Below are 14186 nucleotides of genomic sequence, written 5' to 3'. Positions count from 1 at the left end.
TTCTATTTTAATTAGCCTACAAATATAACAAACTTTAAAAGGAAGAATTCCTAAGATATCTTATTAATTTTTCGTTTTGTTTTAAGATACCCATTTAGGATCACGGTAGAAAGAATTAGTAAGGCTCCATAATAGAATTGTGGGTTCATTTGCTCTTTACTGCCAAAAACTAAAAATGCCAAAAATATTCCGTAGATAGGCTCCAAGTTAATTGTGAGCATGATCGTGTACGGACTTAAATGTTTCATCACCGCAACTGCCGCAATAAAGGCATAAGCGGTACAAATAGATGCGAGAACCATTAAATACAACCAATCTTCAGAAGAAACCGTAAAAAATGCAAGATTAAACCCTTTATCTCCACCACTATTGAAGGACATGAAAGCTAAATAAATACTTATAGCGGCCACTCCGGTTAACAATTCATAAAATGAGATCACGGAAGGAGCCGTATCCTTTATCAATTTCCCGTTCATCAAAGTAAAAACAGCCGATAAGAAAGCTGAAGTTAAGCCCAAGATAATCCCCAGAATATATTCTGTTTCTACCTGAAATATAATATATAAACCTACGATCACGAATATCCCAAACAGAATTTCATAACCCACAAACTTGCGTTTATAAAAAATGGGCTCAAGGATCGAAGTAAAAAAAGCACCTGTGGAAAGTAGCGCTAAAGTAATTGATACATTGGATACTTTTATGGCACCAAAAAAAGTTAGCCAATGCAAGGCGATCACTATGCCTGCGATTATTAATACCAATAATTTTCGTTTTGAAACCTTGAGATTTCGCTTTTTCCATTTGATGTACAAAAAAATAAAACCACTTGCCAGCAACATTCGGTACCAAACCAAAGGAACTGCATCTAGGGATATTAATGCCCCTAAAACCGCAGTAAATCCCCAAATAAAAACTATTAGATGAAAATGGAGGTAGCTTTTGAGTTTATCGCTTGGCATTGAACAAGAGATAAATAGCCAAAATTCCAAAGGTCACATTGGGAAACCAAACTGCGATCAATGGTGAAAAAGTAGATTGTTCTGCCAAAGTTCCAAAAACCTTATCGAAGAAAATAAAAATAAAGGCTAGGGATATTCCTAAGGCCAGACTTACTCCCATTCCCCCTCTTCTTTTAATTGAAGAAACAGCAACGGCAATAATAGTAAGTATAAATGCTGAAACGGGTAAGCTCCACCTTTTATAAGCCACAACCAGATACCTATTCATATTTCCAGAACCTCTCCTGCCCTCCTGTTCAATAAAATCATTAAGCTCATTATAATTAAGGGTTTCTGCTATATAAGTAACAGGAGTTAATTCATCAAATTCAAAAGGCAAGATGGTGTCTAGGGTCTGCTCATGAAAAATTTGATCCCCTTCTTCCCCTATAATCCTCTTATCGAAATTGCTTAAGGTGTAGGTGCTATCTGCTTCGTTGTACTGCAATCTGGAAGCGCTTAATTTGAATGTCATTTTATTTCCTTCAAAATGCTCTAAGGTGAAATTCCTGGCAGATTTCGATTTCGGCTGAAAGTTACTCGCGTAGATATATTCATCGTCATTTATCTGTCTATATACGTCACTCGTTTCCTTGATCTCTGTCCCTTTTTTGAGGTACTGGTATTTAAATTCATTAAAACCTTTACTTGCGTTTGGGGCCAAATACATACTTAATACCAAGGCACCTATACAAACTATGGTCGCACCTATTAAATAAGGTCTTAAAAAACGCCAGAAAGAAACACCACTGCTCAAAAAAGCGATGATCTCTGTATTATTGGCAAGTTTAGAGGTAAACCAAATCACCGATAGAAATAAGAATAAAGGAAATAGCAGGTTTGCAAAATAGATCGTAAAATCCAAATAATAGGCGGCAACTTCTATAAAAGGAACCTCATTTTCCAAGATCTTATCGATCTTTTCAGCAAGATTCACAGTAATCCCAATAGGTATAAACAACAAAAGCATCAGGATGAAAGTTCCTAAATAACGTTTAAGTATGTACCAATCTAATATCTTCAACTTACAGTCGCTTATTCATTTGTTGCACCATTTTATTTTTCCAGCTTGCGAAATCCCCGGCTAAGATATGTTTTCTAGCCTCACGTACCAACCAAAGATAGAATCCTAAATTATGGATAGTAGCAATTTGTTTACCAAGTAATTCATTTACCGTAAAAAGGTGCCTTAAATAGGCTTTGGAATATTCGGTATCAACAAAGGTAATAGCCATATCATCTATTGGAGAGAAATCATCATGCCATTTGTTGTTCTTGATATTAATTGTTCCATGTGCCGTAAACAGCATCCCATTTCTTGCATTTCTGGTGGGCATCACACAATCGAACATATCTATTCCCAGTGCGATATTTTCCAAAATATTGATTGGCGTTCCCACTCCCATTAGATATCTTGGTTTATCTTCAGGCAATACAGCGGTCACAACTTCCGTCATCGCATACATTTCTTCAGCAGGTTCCCCCACAGATAATCCCCCAATTGCATTCCCCTCTGCTCCTACAGATGCTATATATTCAGCAGATTGTTTTCGAAGATCTTTATATGTACTTCCCTGTACAATTGGAAAAAAGGCTTGGCTATAATCATATTCAAACGGAGTTTTCTCCAAATGGCTAATACATCTATCCAACCACCTATGCGTCATGTGCATAGACCGTTTTGCATACTTATAATCGCAAGGGTACGGCGTACATTCATCAAAAGCCATAATAATATCGGCTCCAATTACACGCTGAATTTCCATTACATTTTCTGGAGTAAACGTATGATAAGACCCATCTATATGGGACTTGAACTTTACTCCGTTCTCTTTGATCTTCCTTCTTTCTGAAAGCGAATATACTTGGTACCCACCACTATCGGTAAGGATATTTCTATCCCAATTCATGAATTTATGCAATCCACCCGCTTTCTTTAAGATCCCTGTTTGAGGCCTTAAGTATAAGTGGTAGGTATTTCCTAAAATAACATCTGGATTGATATCTTCTTTTAATTCCCGTTGATGCACCCCTTTTACAGAACCCACTGTTCCAACGGGCATAAAAATTGGGGTCTCAATAACGCCATGATCTGTGGTAATTTCTCCCGCCCGGGCATTGCTCTGAGGGTCTTTGGCCAAAAGATTAAACTTCATAGTATATTTTAAATAGCTGCAAAGATACTTAAGTAAAATTCATATAAAAGAGCCAAGATTTTAAAAATTGTTAGCTATTACATACAAATCGTTGATAACTGGTTTCTTCTAGCTTTGTGATGCGTATATAAAAACTTATTTTTGCTAAATTCAAAAACAACAACACAACAAACAATGCCAAACACAAAAGAATTAGAAGATTTTGTCACTCAGGTTCGCCGGGACATTTTAAGGCAAGTTCATAAGGTAAATTCAGGGCATCCTGGAGGATCTTTAGGTTGCGCCGAATTTTTCACAGCCCTTTATCAAGAGGTTATGGATTATAACAGTGATTTTGATATGAACGGAATAGGGGAAGATCTTTTCTTCTTATCCAACGGGCATATTTCGCCGGTTTTTTATAGCGTTTTAGCAAGAAGTGGTTTTTTCCCAGTGGAAGAATTAAATACTTTCCGCTTAATAAATTCAAGGTTACAAGGACATCCTACAACTCATGAAGGCTTGCCTGGAATTCGTATTGCATCTGGTTCTTTAGGTCAAGGCCTATCTGTTGCTATTGGTGCTGCGCAAGCAAAAAAACTAAACAAGGATTCTCATATCGTGTATACCTTGCATGGAGATGGGGAATTACAAGAAGGTCAGAATTGGGAAGCTATCATGTATGCCGCTGGCAATAAAATAGACAACCTTATTTCTACTGTAGATGTGAACGGACAGCAGATTGATGGAGCTACAGATCAAGTTTTACCAATGGGAAACCTTAAAGCTAAATTTGAAGCTTTTGGATGGGATGTCCTAGAAGTAAAAGAAGGAAATGATATTTCTAAAGTGATTGATGGTTTAAATGAAGCGAAAAGCAGAACCGGAAAAGGAAAACCGGTATGTATTTTAATGACCACGGTAATGGGACATGGCGTAGACTTTATGATGCATACCCACAAGTGGCACGGGGTTGCTCCCAATGATGAGCAATTAGAGAGCGCATTGGCTCAAAACCCGGAAACTCTAGGAGATTATTAATCCCCTATCGCCCGAAGGGGGAACTGAAAACTTTAAATGAAACAATAACTATAAATACAACCCACTATAAGCCCCTCCTTAGGAGGGGTTTGGGAGGACTATGAAAAAATACACAAATACAGGAAATAAAGATACAAGATCTGGTTTTGGTGCAGGTTTAACTGAACTTGGGAAAAAGAATGAAAATGTGGTTGCCCTTTGTGCCGATCTTACCGGTTCATTAAAAATGGACGATTTTAAAAAGAACCATCCAGAACGTTTCTTTCAAATAGGGATTGCAGAGGCAAATATGATAGGTATTGCAGCGGGAATGACCATTGGCGGAAAAATACCTTTTACCGGTACTTTTGCAAACTTTTCTACAGGTCGTGTTTATGACCAGATTAGGCAAAGTGTGGCCTATTCAGGGAAAAATGTGAAAATATGTGCTTCTCATGCAGGAGTTACTTTAGGCGAAGACGGAGCAACCCATCAGATACTGGAAGATATAGGCTTAATGAAAATGCTTCCTGGGATGACAGTTATTAATACGTGCGATTATAACCAAACCAAAGCAGCTACATTAGCAATAGCAAATTTTGAAGGTCCTGTTTATTTAAGATTCGGACGTCCAAAAGTGGCAAATTTCACTCCTGAAAACGGAAAATTCGAGATTGGAAAAGCTGTACAATTAACCGAAGGAACCGATGTTAGTATTATTGCAACAGGACATTTAGTATGGGAAGCTTTAAAAGCTGCTGAACAATTGAATGAAAAAGGAATCAGTGCCGAAGTGATAAATATTCACACCATTAAACCTTTAGATGAAGAGGCTATTTTAGCTTCAGTAAAAAAGACTGGTTGTGTAGTTACTGCTGAAGAACATAACTTTTTAGGAGGTTTGGGAGAAAGTGTTTCCAGAACTTTGGCAGAAAATTTCCCTGCTCCACAAGAATTCGTTGCCACTAAAGATACTTTTGGTGAAAGTGGAACCCCGGAGCAGTTAATGGAAAAATACGGATTGAATGCCGAAGCCATTGTAAAAGCTTCAGAAAAAGTTTTAAAACGTAAATAGGATTTATTTTTGAGTGAAGAGTTCAGAGTGAGGAGTGAGGAGTGTAACCTTTTTTGCTTATAAAGCAGCTAAAAATTTCATTACCCTAGCCTGGACGGATGACGAAAAACTGGGCAATCAGTTTAATTATAATGTAAACCCTTCAATCCCAGTGTTTGAAGGCTTTATTCTTTTTAGCAGAAAATAAATGGCACATTTTCTGCGTTATCCATACTCAAATAAAAAAACTTAATTTATGAAAAAATTATTGATACTTAGCCTTATTTTAATTAGTGGCAGTGCTATGGCGCAAGCCACTTATGGACTTAAAGGTGGTCTTAATTATGGAGCTACCGGAGAATATGAAGATTATGGACAAGTAATTGGAGACGCCTCCACGGTGGTGGATGGAAAAGAAAAAACCGGATATCATTTAGGAGCATTTGCAAAATTGGAATTCCTTGGTATTTTCTTACAACCAGAATTGGTATATACTAGGCTTAACACAGATTATGGTCAATTCGATTATAATTTAGACAAGATCGACGCCCCAGTTTTAGTTGGTATACATGTCTTAGGACCCTTAAACATAAAGGCCGGGCCTTCTTTTCAGTATATTTTAAAAAACGAATTGGAAAACACCAATCTTAGTATTTCTGATGTTGAAAATGAAATCAGTGTTGGTTATCAGGTTGGATTGGGAATAGAATTGGGGAATTTAGGTTTCGATGCTAGATACGAAGGAGCTTTTGAAGAAAACAATGCTTTTGGACAAGCTGCAACCGATCAAAAATTTAAGATAGACTCTAGACCTTCACAATGGATTTTAAGTGTTTCTTATACCCTTAACTAGGGTTTAAAATTTAAGAACTGTGAGTCACGTTCAGGAACTTAAGTATTCGAAAATACTTTAAAAAAATCTATGTAGAGCCATGGAGGATTAGACCTCAACAAAAAACATAACAGCCACGAAAATTCGTGGCTGTTTTTTATTGATTTTCATTTACGTTTTCGAACTCATCCTCATCAAGATAGTTTGGAATTCCGTTGCCATTTATATCAGGAAAACTTACTGTACCATCTTCATTGACAGTTATTTCATCCTTTGTTAAAGTCCCATCCCCATCATCATCTACATCTAGATAGTCAGGAATATTATCTCCATCACTATCATCATTTACAACAATCCTATCGTTATCCAGATCTTCTAAATAAGAAGGAATTCCATCTTGATCGTGATCTGCTTCATTTACTTTATATAATTGAAAGCTAAAAATAAGCGGACTATAAGATGGAATAGCCCCTTGCGAAAGATTAAAATATCCTAAACCAGATGGTAAAAACACCGCTCCTACCCCAAAATCATCGGTAAAATTAACTGTATTATCATCATTCAATGTAAAACTTGAAGCTCCTCCAAATTCCACAAGGGTTTCTGTTAAGGCGACAACTATTCCTGGATTTGTCTGGGATAAAGTCCCTGGATGATCAAACCAAACAGGGTTTGCGGTATTATCAAAAGAAACTTGATCCAATAACTCTCCTTTATAATTCTGAAAAGTGGAATCGGCAAAAGTAGGATGTGCCCCAAACCCTTCCCGAATTTTTAGAATATAGATAGTATACTCCACATCGTCTCGAGTAATCATTTTTGTAGATAATAAATCTGAATCTATTAATGGGGTTTTCTCTGAATTTGATCCTGCAATAGAATCCAATTTTATTCTATAGTCAAAACCTTCTGCTGGATTCTGAAAATCTTCTTCGTTATAAAAATGTGTCTGTAAATAGGCTCTCAGTGCTTCGTCATCTGCAATAGCCTGCTCTCCACGATCTCTTACTGGAATTGGCTCTATAGTACTAGCATCGTCTTTTTTACAGGATATAATAGAAATGCTTACAAGAAGCATCAAAATAAACAACTTATTCAATTTCATCATTAGGTAAATTTAAAGCCGCAAGATACAATAATCTTGTATTTTTGCTTAGGATTTAGACAGTTTTAAGAAGCCAATATGAGAGTTGACAAATTTTTATGGTGCGTGCGATTTTTCAAAACACGAAGTTTAGCCACTAATGCATGTAAAACGGGGAAAGTAAAAATTAAAGGAGCAAATATTAAACCTTCCAGAGAGGTGTTTCCACAAGATAAAATTACCATTAGAAAGAATCAAATAAATTATGAAATAGAGCTTCTTGATGTTCCAACAAGCAGGTTAGGTGCAAAATTGGTAGGACTTTATATTAATGATATAACACCAAAAGAAGCGTTTGAAAAAATGGAATTGCTTAAATACTCCAAAGATTACTATAGAAAAAAGGGGGTGGGAAGACCAACTAAGAAGGATCGAAGGGATATAGATGATTGGTTCGAAGAAAAAGTAGAAGCAAATGAAACCAAAGTAGAAGATAAAGGGGAAAGTGAAAAAGAATGATACTAGACAAAAACTATTGGGCAACACGCTACAAGGAAAATAGAATAAAATGGGATATTGGAGAGGCTTCCACCCCGATTAAGGCATATATAGACCAAGTAGAAGATAAATCCTTAAAAATATTGATTCCCGGTTCAGGGAATTCTTATGAAGCCGAGTATTTGCACCTCCAAGGTTTTACGAATGTGTTTGTTGTGGACATTGCAAAAGAGCCCCTAGAGAATTTAAAAAGCAGGGTGCCTAGCTTTCCAGAAGAGCATTTGTTGCAACAAGATTTTTTCGATTTGGATCTACAATTCGATCTAATTTTGGAGCAAACTTTTTTTTGCGCTTTAAACATCAATCTACGACCGAAATATGTTGAAAAAATGAAGGGTTTATTAAAGGAAAATGGGAAATTAGCTGGTTTATTTTTCGATTTTGAACTTACAAAATTTGGCCCTCCATTTGGTGGGAGCCAAGAAGAATATAAAAAACTATTTCAGCCATTTTTCGAGATATTGAAACTGGAAAATTGTTATAATTCCATCTCTCCGAGATCTGGGAATGAATTGTTTTTTATCTTTAAAAAAATTAAATAACCTATGCCAACCTCAAACAAGATCCTCAACAACGAGCAAATCCAGCATAAAATAAAACGTATTGCTTATCAAATCTATGAAAGCAATGTAGAGGAAACGGAACTTATCCTAGCTGGAATTGCAAAGAGCGGATATATTTTTGCAAATAGGCTTAAAACAGTTTTAGAAGAAATTTCAGATTTAAATGTCATCTTGTGCGAGGTAAAACTAGACAAGAAAAATCCGTTAAACGGCGTAAAAACATCTTTGGCAGCATCGGAATACCAAGATAAATCAATAGTCTTAATAGATGATGTCCTTAACTCCGGAACCACCTTGATCTATGGGATCAAGCATTTTTTAGAGGTTCCTTTAAAACAGTTTAAAACCGCCGTTCTTGTAGATAGAAGTCATAAAAAATATCCCGTAAAGGCAGATTTTAAAGGAATTTCCCTATCCACATCATTGAATGAGACCGTAAAAGTGAATTTTTCCAAAGGAAGGGATAAAGTAGAATTACTTTAGTTTCTCGACGATTTCCTTCACTATTTCATTTGGAGAGCGATTTTCTATATTAACCACCAAATCAGCTTGGTTATAGTAATATCCGCGCTCGAACAAATGTTTTCTTACAAAATCTTCAAGATCATCTTCTGTCTCCAAATGACTGATCATAGGTCTTTGCGCCTTTTCCTTAAACAACCTTTTTACCAAAAACTCCACCGAAGCTTTGAGGTACACCATCTTGGATTCAGGAAAATTCTTGATTAGCTCCAAATTGGCGCCATAACAGGGAGTTCCTCCACCTAAAGCTACAATAAGGTTATTAGGGTCTTCCAATACATCTTCTAATATCATGGTCTCCATTTTTCTAAAATAAAGCTCTCCCTTAAACTTAAAGATTTCAGGAATAGTTAGTTCTTCAATCAGGGAGATTTGATCGTCTATATCTATTAGCGGAAAGGACAATTTTGTGGACAATTTTTGTGAAACCACAGATTTACCGGAGCCCATATATCCTGAAAGAAATATTTTCATACTGAAAAAGAGGTGTTTAGATATTAATTTAAAACATTTGCAAATTTATATCAAATTCCTCTTGAAAAATAAATTAATGATAGTATATTTGCACCCGCATTTGCAAAACAACGCAAATCCCGATTTGGTAGCTCAGTTGGTAGAGCATCTCCCTTTTAAGGAGAGGGTCCTGGGTTCGAGCCCCAGCCAGATCACTTTTTAAAATAGGATCTTTCTGGGCGAGAAGCCTGTCCTGAGCGAAACGAAAGTGAAGCCGAAGGAAGCCCCAGCCAGATCACTTAATTTTTGGATTAATTTCCACTAGGTTCTTTACAATTTAGATTTGGTAGCTCAGTTGGTAGAGCATCTCCCTTTTAAGGAGAGGGTCCTGGGTTCGAGCCCCAGCCAGATCACTAAATTTTAGTCTCACTAAAATTATTTTCAAGGCCCTTTAGAAATTCTGTTTCTAATCGTGTATTTTGCCCGGGTGCTGGAATTGGTAGACAGGCATGGTTGAGGGCCATGTGTCCATTAGGGCGTGCGGGTTCAAGTCCCGCTCCGGGTACTTTTTAACTTCCATGCTGCTCCAAAACATTTTTTTATTTTTCCTGCTTTTTTTCTTGAGAGTAGTTTTCTACAACAAAGGTTTCTGTAACTTTATCGTAAAGATTTTGGTTCTCTTTATCCCATAGCAACCATACTACTGGAATAATTAAAAATCCGCCCAAGTATTTTAGCAATTCACGAAGAGCACCATCTGAAGCAAATTTATATTCTTCTCCCGATTTCGAAGAGATAACTTTAAGACCCAGCAATTTGTGGCCTAAATTTCCAGAAAACAAAGGGTAGAAAATGAAGCCGGTTACTATAGCCGAAAGTGCTGAATAAAGAAAATCCGCAAAGTGGATTTCACGGTTTAAATAATCATCTACGGAATTACCCAATAAGGTGTAGTATATTAAAGCGATGAATAAGTAAATAATTCCTTCCAGAAAATGTGCTAAAAGGCGCTTTCCTTTGGATGCTATTTTATATTGATAATTGGGAGTTTGCTCCATTATTATTTAATTTTTATTTCAAGCCGAATAAGGTGCGAAAATATCATTTATTAACTACTATCCTTATTTAAATTTGAACTTCTCTTAACACGATATGGTAATTTTCAAAAATAATACAAGCCATACTTCTAATTTTTGTTTAATCATTTAACAAAATAATTAAACATTTTAACATTACTTATAAGGGTTCTTTTAGTATTTTATGTAGATTTGTCTATCTCGATTCAAGTAGACTATGGAACATATCAAACAAAACTTCAGCATAAAAGATTTAGAGCATCTAAGCGGTATTAAAGCTCATACAATAAGGATTTGGGAGAAGAGGTACAACATTCTAACTCCCGATAGGACCGAAACCAATATTAGGACATATGATCTCGAAAACCTTCAGAAGATATTAAATGTGACTTTTTTGAATGGACATGGTTATAAAATATCCAGAATTGCCAAATTGAGCGACCCCGAAATTGGAAAAATGGTAAAAGAGGTGGCCGCTACTGCAAGCGAAGAAAATAGGGCCATTAATTCTTTTAAGGTAGCTATGGTAAATTTTGATTCGAACTTGTTCCATAACACGTATCAAAACCTACTCGATTCCAAGAGTTTTAGGGAAATATTCTTAGAGATCTTTATTCCCCTTTTAAACGAAATAGGTTTTTTATGGCAAACAGATACTATAAATCCCGTACACGAACACTTTTTGGTAGGATTGATAAAGCAAAAATTATATCTAAATATCGCGCAACTTAAAACACCGGAAGAATATACCGATGATTACCTCTATGTGCTCTTTCTTCCTGAAAATGAAATTCATGATCTAGGAATTTTATATTTGAACTATGAGCTGAGTTTCCATCGTAAAAAAACTATTTACCTTGGGCCCAGTATGCCGCTACACGACATGCGATATCTACTGGAAATCCATCCAAATCCAACTTTTATAAGCTATCTTACTACGGAACCTAAAAACCTTTCTGGATTTATTAAGGAATTTGATGCAACCTTGGGCAACGATTTAAAAATGGAATTGAACCTTTTTGGAAGTAAGGTCCAATCCTTGGATCCCAATAATTTTCCATCACACATCAAGATATTTAAATCTATCCCCGAATTTTCCAACCAATTGATAAGTTAATGAAAAAGACGGTTAGCATAATAGGTTCTGGTTTTGCATCCCTTGCTGCAGCTTCATATTTGGCCAAAGATGGATATGGAGTTACCGTCTATGAGAAGAACAATGATCTTGGCGGAAGGGCCAGGCAATTAAAAAAAGACGGATTTACATTCGACATGGGGCCTTCCTGGTATTGGATGCCAGATGTGTTCGAGCGTTTTTTTGGAGATTTCAATAAAACTCCATCAGACTATTATAATCTAAAGAAACTAAATCCGGCTTACAAAGTTTTTTTTGAAGGTGGAAAGAGTATTACTATTGAAGATACATTGGAAAAAATTTATAGCGCTTTTGAAAATGAGGAAAAAGGAAGTTCTAAAAAACTTAAAAAGTTTATAGATCAGGCTCAAAGCAATTATAATATTGCCATTAAAGACCTTGTTTATAGGCCCGGGGTCTCTCCCATAGAACTTATAACCCCAGCCACAATTAAAAAATTGGGACAATTCTTTGGAACCATTGCTACAGATGTCCGTAAAGAATTTAAAAATAAAAACCTTGTACAAATATTGGAATTCCCTGTGTTGTTTCTAGGTGCTAAGCCCAGTGACACCCCATCGTTCTATAGTTTTATGAACTATGCCGACTTTGGATTGGGAACCTGGCATCCCCAGGGAGGAATGAATGAAGTGATTCTGGCTATGATCTCTTTAGCAGAGTCCTTGGGAGTAATATTTCATACCAATGCTCCAGTAGAAAAAATAAATGTTATTGATGGAAAAGCAAAAAGCCTTTCTATCGGCGGAAAAGAAATAGCATCGGATGTTATTTTAACAGGCGCAGATTATCATCATAGTGAAACTTTATTGGAGCCAAAATACCGTCAATATTCTGAAAAATATTGGAATAAAAAGACCTTTGCTCCCTCTTCCTTGCTTTTCTATGTTGGTTTCAGCAAAAAGTTAAAAAATATAGAGCACCATAATTTATTTTTCGATGTAGATTTTGAAGCTCATGCAAAAGATATTTACGATGTTCCCAAATGGCCTAAAGAGCCGCTTTTTTATGCCAATTTCACTTCTGTAACAGATCTCAACACTGCTCCAAAAGACCGTGAGAATGGTTCTTTTCTTGTTCCGTTGGCACCTGGCCTGGAAGATACCGAAGAACTAAGGGAAGAATATTTTGAAAAAATCCTCACGAGATTTGAAAAACTCACAAACCAAGAAGTAAGAAATTCCGTATTATTTAAAGAGTCTTTTTGTGTAAACGATTTTATCAAGGATTACAATAGTTACAAAGGAAATGCCTATGGCATGGCCAACACTTTAATGCAAACCGCATTTTTAAGGCCAAAGTTGATGAGCAAAAAAGTAAAAGGTTTGTTTTTTACTGGACAACTCACTGTTCCCGGCCCGGGTGTGCCTCCCGCACTAATTTCAGGCAAACTGGTATCAGGACTCATTCAAAAAGAATTTAGCCTATGAAATCGATTTTTGACACAGTATCGCACACCTGTAGCCAGGTAGTAACCAACGCATATAGTACGTCATTCTCTATGGCCACAAAAATGCTGGCTCCTTCAATAAGACAGGATATTTACAATATTTATGGTTTTGTAAGGTTTGCAGATGAAATTGTGGACTCTTTTCATGACTACGATAAAGAACAATTATTGGAAGAATTCTCACAAGATCTTTACAAGGCTATCGAGAGGAAGATAAGCCTCAACCCAATTTTAAATTCTTTTCAAGAAACTGTGCATAAATATAAAATTGAACCAGCACTTTATAATGCATTTTTAAAGAGCATGAAATTGGATCTACATAAATCCACATATCTTACCCAAGAAGATTATGAGGAATATATTTATGGCAGTGCAGATGTTGTGGGCCTAATGTGTTTAAAGGTGTTTGTAAAAGGTGACAATAAAAAATATGAAGAATTAAAAGGATCTGCAATGAGTTTAGGATCTGCCTTCCAAAAAGTGAATTTTTTAAGGGACCTGAAAGCAGATTTTGAAGACCTTAGCAGAAGTTATTTTCCAGGTGCTAATCTTGCCGCACTTGATGAAATTAGCAAACAAAAGATTATTTTTGAAATTGAAGAAGATTTTAGGGCGGGTCTAAAAGGTATCGCCAAATTACCCCTGGAAGCAAAATTTGGAGTATATACAGCCTATATTTATTATAGCAAACTATTGACCAAATTAAAAAAAATACCGTCCCTGGAAATCAAGAACAAGCGTATAAGCGTTCCTAATTATCAAAAAGCAGGTTTGCTCGCTAAATCTTACATCTCATATAGATTAAATTTAATATAATGGAACTCATTCTTTGGATCCTAATTTTTGTCGCTACTTTTTTAATGATGGAAGGGATGGCATGGTTCACCCATAAATATGTAATGCACGGTTTTTTATGGAAATTGCATCAAGATCATCACAAAAAAGACCATAGCCACTGGTGGGAACGAAACGATTTATTTTTCGTTTTCTACGCAATCGTTAGCATTAGCTTTTTTCTTTTATGGAGATATAATGATCTTTGGATAGGATTGCCTATTGGATTGGGAATTCTTGCTTACGGCATCGCATATTTTATGGTACATGATATTTTTATACACCAACGATTTAAAATATTTAGAAACGCCAATAATAGATATGCAAAAGGAGTGAGGAGAGCACACAAAATGCATCATAAGCATCTGGGCAAGGATGAAGGGGAATGTTTTGGAATGCTTTGGGTGCCCTTTAAATATTTTAAAAAGTAATTTCATGTTCCAAAACCCGC

General features: G+C 36.1%; 16 protein-coding genes and 3 tRNA genes. 13 read left to right on the top strand and 6 right to left on the bottom strand.

From position 1 onward, the window contains the following. Nucleotides 1–50: 50 nt before the first annotated feature. Genes JM83_RS12160 through tgt form a run of 3 tightly spaced genes read right to left on the bottom strand, consistent with a single transcriptional unit; the run spans nucleotide 51 to nucleotide 3157 of the window. Entirely contained in the window at nucleotides 51–962 is a 912-nt protein-coding gene (locus JM83_RS12160) for a DMT family transporter (protein ID WP_144962425.1), read from the bottom strand. Next, nucleotides 949–2025 (bottom strand): LptF/LptG family permease, encoded by a 1077-nt coding sequence (locus JM83_RS12155; RefSeq protein WP_144962424.1) that lies wholly within the window; start codon nucleotides 2023–2025, stop codon nucleotides 949–951. The genes JM83_RS12160 and JM83_RS12155 overlap by 14 nt, the downstream gene beginning before the upstream one ends. A gap of 1 nt (nucleotide 2026) precedes the next feature. Beyond that, complete coding sequence (gene tgt, locus JM83_RS12150) at nucleotides 2027–3157, bottom strand: tRNA guanosine(34) transglycosylase Tgt (RefSeq protein ID WP_144962423.1); 1131 nt, start codon at nucleotides 3155–3157, stop codon at nucleotides 2027–2029. 174 nt (nucleotides 3158–3331) lie between these two features. Here tgt and JM83_RS12145 point away from each other — a divergent pair, with 174 nt between their 5' ends. The 3 genes from JM83_RS12145 to JM83_RS12135 all read left to right on the top strand — a co-directional run bounded on the left by JM83_RS12145 (nucleotide 3332) and on the right by JM83_RS12135 (nucleotide 6063). Beyond that, a complete protein-coding gene (locus tag JM83_RS12145) occupies nucleotides 3332–4177 on the top strand; it encodes a transketolase (protein ID WP_144962422.1) in 846 nt (281 codons plus the stop codon). Between the two features lie 100 nt (nucleotides 4178–4277). Further along, a complete protein-coding gene (locus JM83_RS12140) occupies nucleotides 4278–5231 on the top strand; it encodes a transketolase family protein (RefSeq protein ID WP_144962421.1) in 954 nt (317 codons plus the stop codon). Nucleotides 5232–5466: 235 nt separating this feature from the next. Then, nucleotides 5467–6063, top strand: a complete 597-nt coding sequence (locus JM83_RS12135; RefSeq protein ID WP_144962420.1) for an outer membrane beta-barrel protein — start codon at nucleotides 5467–5469, stop codon at nucleotides 6061–6063. Nucleotides 6064–6199: 136 nt separating this feature from the next. Here JM83_RS12135 and JM83_RS12130 read toward each other — a convergent pair whose 3' ends face one another. Continuing rightward, nucleotides 6200–7150: an FKBP-type peptidyl-prolyl cis-trans isomerase gene (locus JM83_RS12130; RefSeq protein ID WP_261376454.1), complete on the bottom strand. Its 951-nt coding sequence runs from the start codon at nucleotides 7148–7150 to the stop codon at nucleotides 6200–6202. Between the two features lie 75 nt (nucleotides 7151–7225). Here JM83_RS12130 and JM83_RS12125 point away from each other — a divergent pair, with 75 nt between their 5' ends. Genes JM83_RS12125 through JM83_RS12115 form a run of 3 tightly spaced genes read left to right on the top strand, consistent with a single transcriptional unit; the run spans nucleotide 7226 to nucleotide 8730 of the window. Then, nucleotides 7226–7645: an RNA-binding S4 domain-containing protein gene (locus tag JM83_RS12125; RefSeq protein ID WP_144962419.1), complete on the top strand. Its 420-nt coding sequence runs from the start codon at nucleotides 7226–7228 to the stop codon at nucleotides 7643–7645. Beyond that, complete coding sequence (locus JM83_RS12120) at nucleotides 7642–8226, top strand: methyltransferase domain-containing protein (protein ID WP_144962418.1); 585 nt, start codon at nucleotides 7642–7644, stop codon at nucleotides 8224–8226. Before JM83_RS12125 ends, JM83_RS12120 begins: the two co-directional genes overlap by 4 nt. Before the next feature lie 3 nt (nucleotides 8227–8229). Beyond that, nucleotides 8230–8730 carry a phosphoribosyltransferase family protein gene (locus JM83_RS12115; protein ID WP_144962417.1) on the top strand — a complete coding sequence of 167 codons (501 nt, stop codon included), beginning with the start codon at nucleotides 8230–8232 and terminating at the stop codon, nucleotides 8728–8730. Here the strand turns inward: JM83_RS12115 and JM83_RS12110 are convergent. Continuing rightward, nucleotides 8722–9243: a shikimate kinase gene (locus JM83_RS12110; protein ID WP_186434992.1), complete on the bottom strand. Its 522-nt coding sequence runs from the start codon at nucleotides 9241–9243 to the stop codon at nucleotides 8722–8724. The genes JM83_RS12115 and JM83_RS12110 overlap by 9 nt on opposite strands. A 121-nt stretch (nucleotides 9244–9364) precedes the next feature. Here JM83_RS12110 and JM83_RS12105 point away from each other — a divergent pair. The 3 genes from JM83_RS12105 (at nucleotide 9365) to JM83_RS12095 (ending at nucleotide 9787) form a co-directional block, all read left to right on the top strand. Continuing rightward, nucleotides 9365–9437, top strand: a tRNA-Lys gene (locus JM83_RS12105). 125 nt (nucleotides 9438–9562) lie between these two features. Next, a tRNA-Lys gene (locus JM83_RS12100) sits at nucleotides 9563–9635 on the top strand. A gap of 68 nt (nucleotides 9636–9703) precedes the next feature. Continuing rightward, a tRNA-Leu gene (locus JM83_RS12095) sits at nucleotides 9704–9787 on the top strand. A gap of 34 nt (nucleotides 9788–9821) precedes the next feature. Here the strand turns inward: JM83_RS12095 and JM83_RS12090 are convergent. Then, nucleotides 9822–10280: an RDD family protein gene (locus JM83_RS12090; protein WP_144962416.1), complete on the bottom strand. Its 459-nt coding sequence runs from the start codon at nucleotides 10278–10280 to the stop codon at nucleotides 9822–9824. 235 nt (nucleotides 10281–10515) lie between these two features. Between JM83_RS12090 and JM83_RS12085 the strand changes: the two genes are divergently transcribed. Genes JM83_RS12085 through JM83_RS12070 form a run of 4 tightly spaced genes read left to right on the top strand, consistent with a single transcriptional unit; the run spans nucleotide 10516 to nucleotide 14166 of the window. Further along, nucleotides 10516–11415, top strand: a complete 900-nt coding sequence (locus JM83_RS12085; RefSeq protein ID WP_144962415.1) for a MerR family transcriptional regulator — start codon at nucleotides 10516–10518, stop codon at nucleotides 11413–11415. Further along, entirely contained in the window at nucleotides 11415–12881 is a 1467-nt protein-coding gene (locus JM83_RS12080; RefSeq protein WP_144962414.1) for a phytoene desaturase family protein, read from the top strand. Before JM83_RS12085 ends, JM83_RS12080 begins: the two co-directional genes overlap by 1 nt. Then, nucleotides 12878–13717, top strand: a complete 840-nt coding sequence (locus tag JM83_RS12075; protein WP_144962413.1) for a phytoene/squalene synthase family protein — start codon at nucleotides 12878–12880, stop codon at nucleotides 13715–13717. The genes JM83_RS12080 and JM83_RS12075 overlap by 4 nt, the downstream gene beginning before the upstream one ends. Next, nucleotides 13717–14166 carry a sterol desaturase family protein gene (locus JM83_RS12070; RefSeq protein WP_144962412.1) on the top strand — a complete coding sequence of 150 codons (450 nt, stop codon included), beginning with the start codon at nucleotides 13717–13719 and terminating at the stop codon, nucleotides 14164–14166. The genes JM83_RS12075 and JM83_RS12070 overlap by 1 nt, the downstream gene beginning before the upstream one ends. The last annotated feature ends 20 nt before the right edge of the window (nucleotides 14167–14186 follow it).

The sequence above is a fragment of the Gillisia sp. Hel_I_86 genome (genome assembly GCF_007827275.1).
GTDB lineage: Bacteria > Bacteroidota > Bacteroidia > Flavobacteriales > Flavobacteriaceae > Gillisia.
Note: the sequence above shows the minus strand (reverse complement) of the source record. Positions and strands in the feature narration are given on the sequence as shown.

Excerpts from the sequence above, each read along its gene's own strand:
- JM83_RS12085 (WP_144962415.1), top strand. The coding sequence starts at position 10,516 with ATGGAACATATCAAACAAAACTTCAGCATAAAAGATTTAGAGCATCTA.
- JM83_RS12090 (WP_144962416.1), bottom strand. The coding sequence starts at position 10,280 with ATGGAGCAAACTCCCAATTATCAATATAAAATAGCATCCAAAGGAAAG.
- JM83_RS12160 (WP_144962425.1), bottom strand. The coding sequence starts at position 962 with ATGCCAAGCGATAAACTCAAAAGCTACCTCCATTTTCATCTAATAGTT.
- JM83_RS12075 (WP_144962413.1), top strand. The coding sequence starts at position 12,878 with ATGAAATCGATTTTTGACACAGTATCGCACACCTGTAGCCAGGTAGTA.
- JM83_RS12080 (WP_144962414.1), top strand. The coding sequence starts at position 11,415 with ATGAAAAAGACGGTTAGCATAATAGGTTCTGGTTTTGCATCCCTTGCT.
- JM83_RS12070 (WP_144962412.1), top strand. The coding sequence starts at position 13,717 with ATGGAACTCATTCTTTGGATCCTAATTTTTGTCGCTACTTTTTTAATG.
- JM83_RS12145 (WP_144962422.1), top strand. The coding sequence starts at position 3,332 with ATGCCAAACACAAAAGAATTAGAAGATTTTGTCACTCAGGTTCGCCGG.
- JM83_RS12115 (WP_144962417.1), top strand. The coding sequence starts at position 8,230 with ATGCCAACCTCAAACAAGATCCTCAACAACGAGCAAATCCAGCATAAA.
- JM83_RS12120 (WP_144962418.1), top strand. The coding sequence starts at position 7,642 with ATGATACTAGACAAAAACTATTGGGCAACACGCTACAAGGAAAATAGA.
- JM83_RS12140 (WP_144962421.1), top strand. The coding sequence starts at position 4,278 with ATGAAAAAATACACAAATACAGGAAATAAAGATACAAGATCTGGTTTT.
- JM83_RS12110 (WP_186434992.1), bottom strand. The coding sequence starts at position 9,243 with ATGAAAATATTTCTTTCAGGATATATGGGCTCCGGTAAATCTGTGGTT.
- JM83_RS12130 (WP_261376454.1), bottom strand. The coding sequence starts at position 7,150 with ATGATGAAATTGAATAAGTTGTTTATTTTGATGCTTCTTGTAAGCATT.
- JM83_RS12125 (WP_144962419.1), top strand. The coding sequence starts at position 7,226 with ATGAGAGTTGACAAATTTTTATGGTGCGTGCGATTTTTCAAAACACGA.
- tgt (WP_144962423.1), bottom strand. The coding sequence starts at position 3,157 with ATGAAGTTTAATCTTTTGGCCAAAGACCCTCAGAGCAATGCCCGGGCG.
- JM83_RS12135 (WP_144962420.1), top strand. The coding sequence starts at position 5,467 with ATGAAAAAATTATTGATACTTAGCCTTATTTTAATTAGTGGCAGTGCT.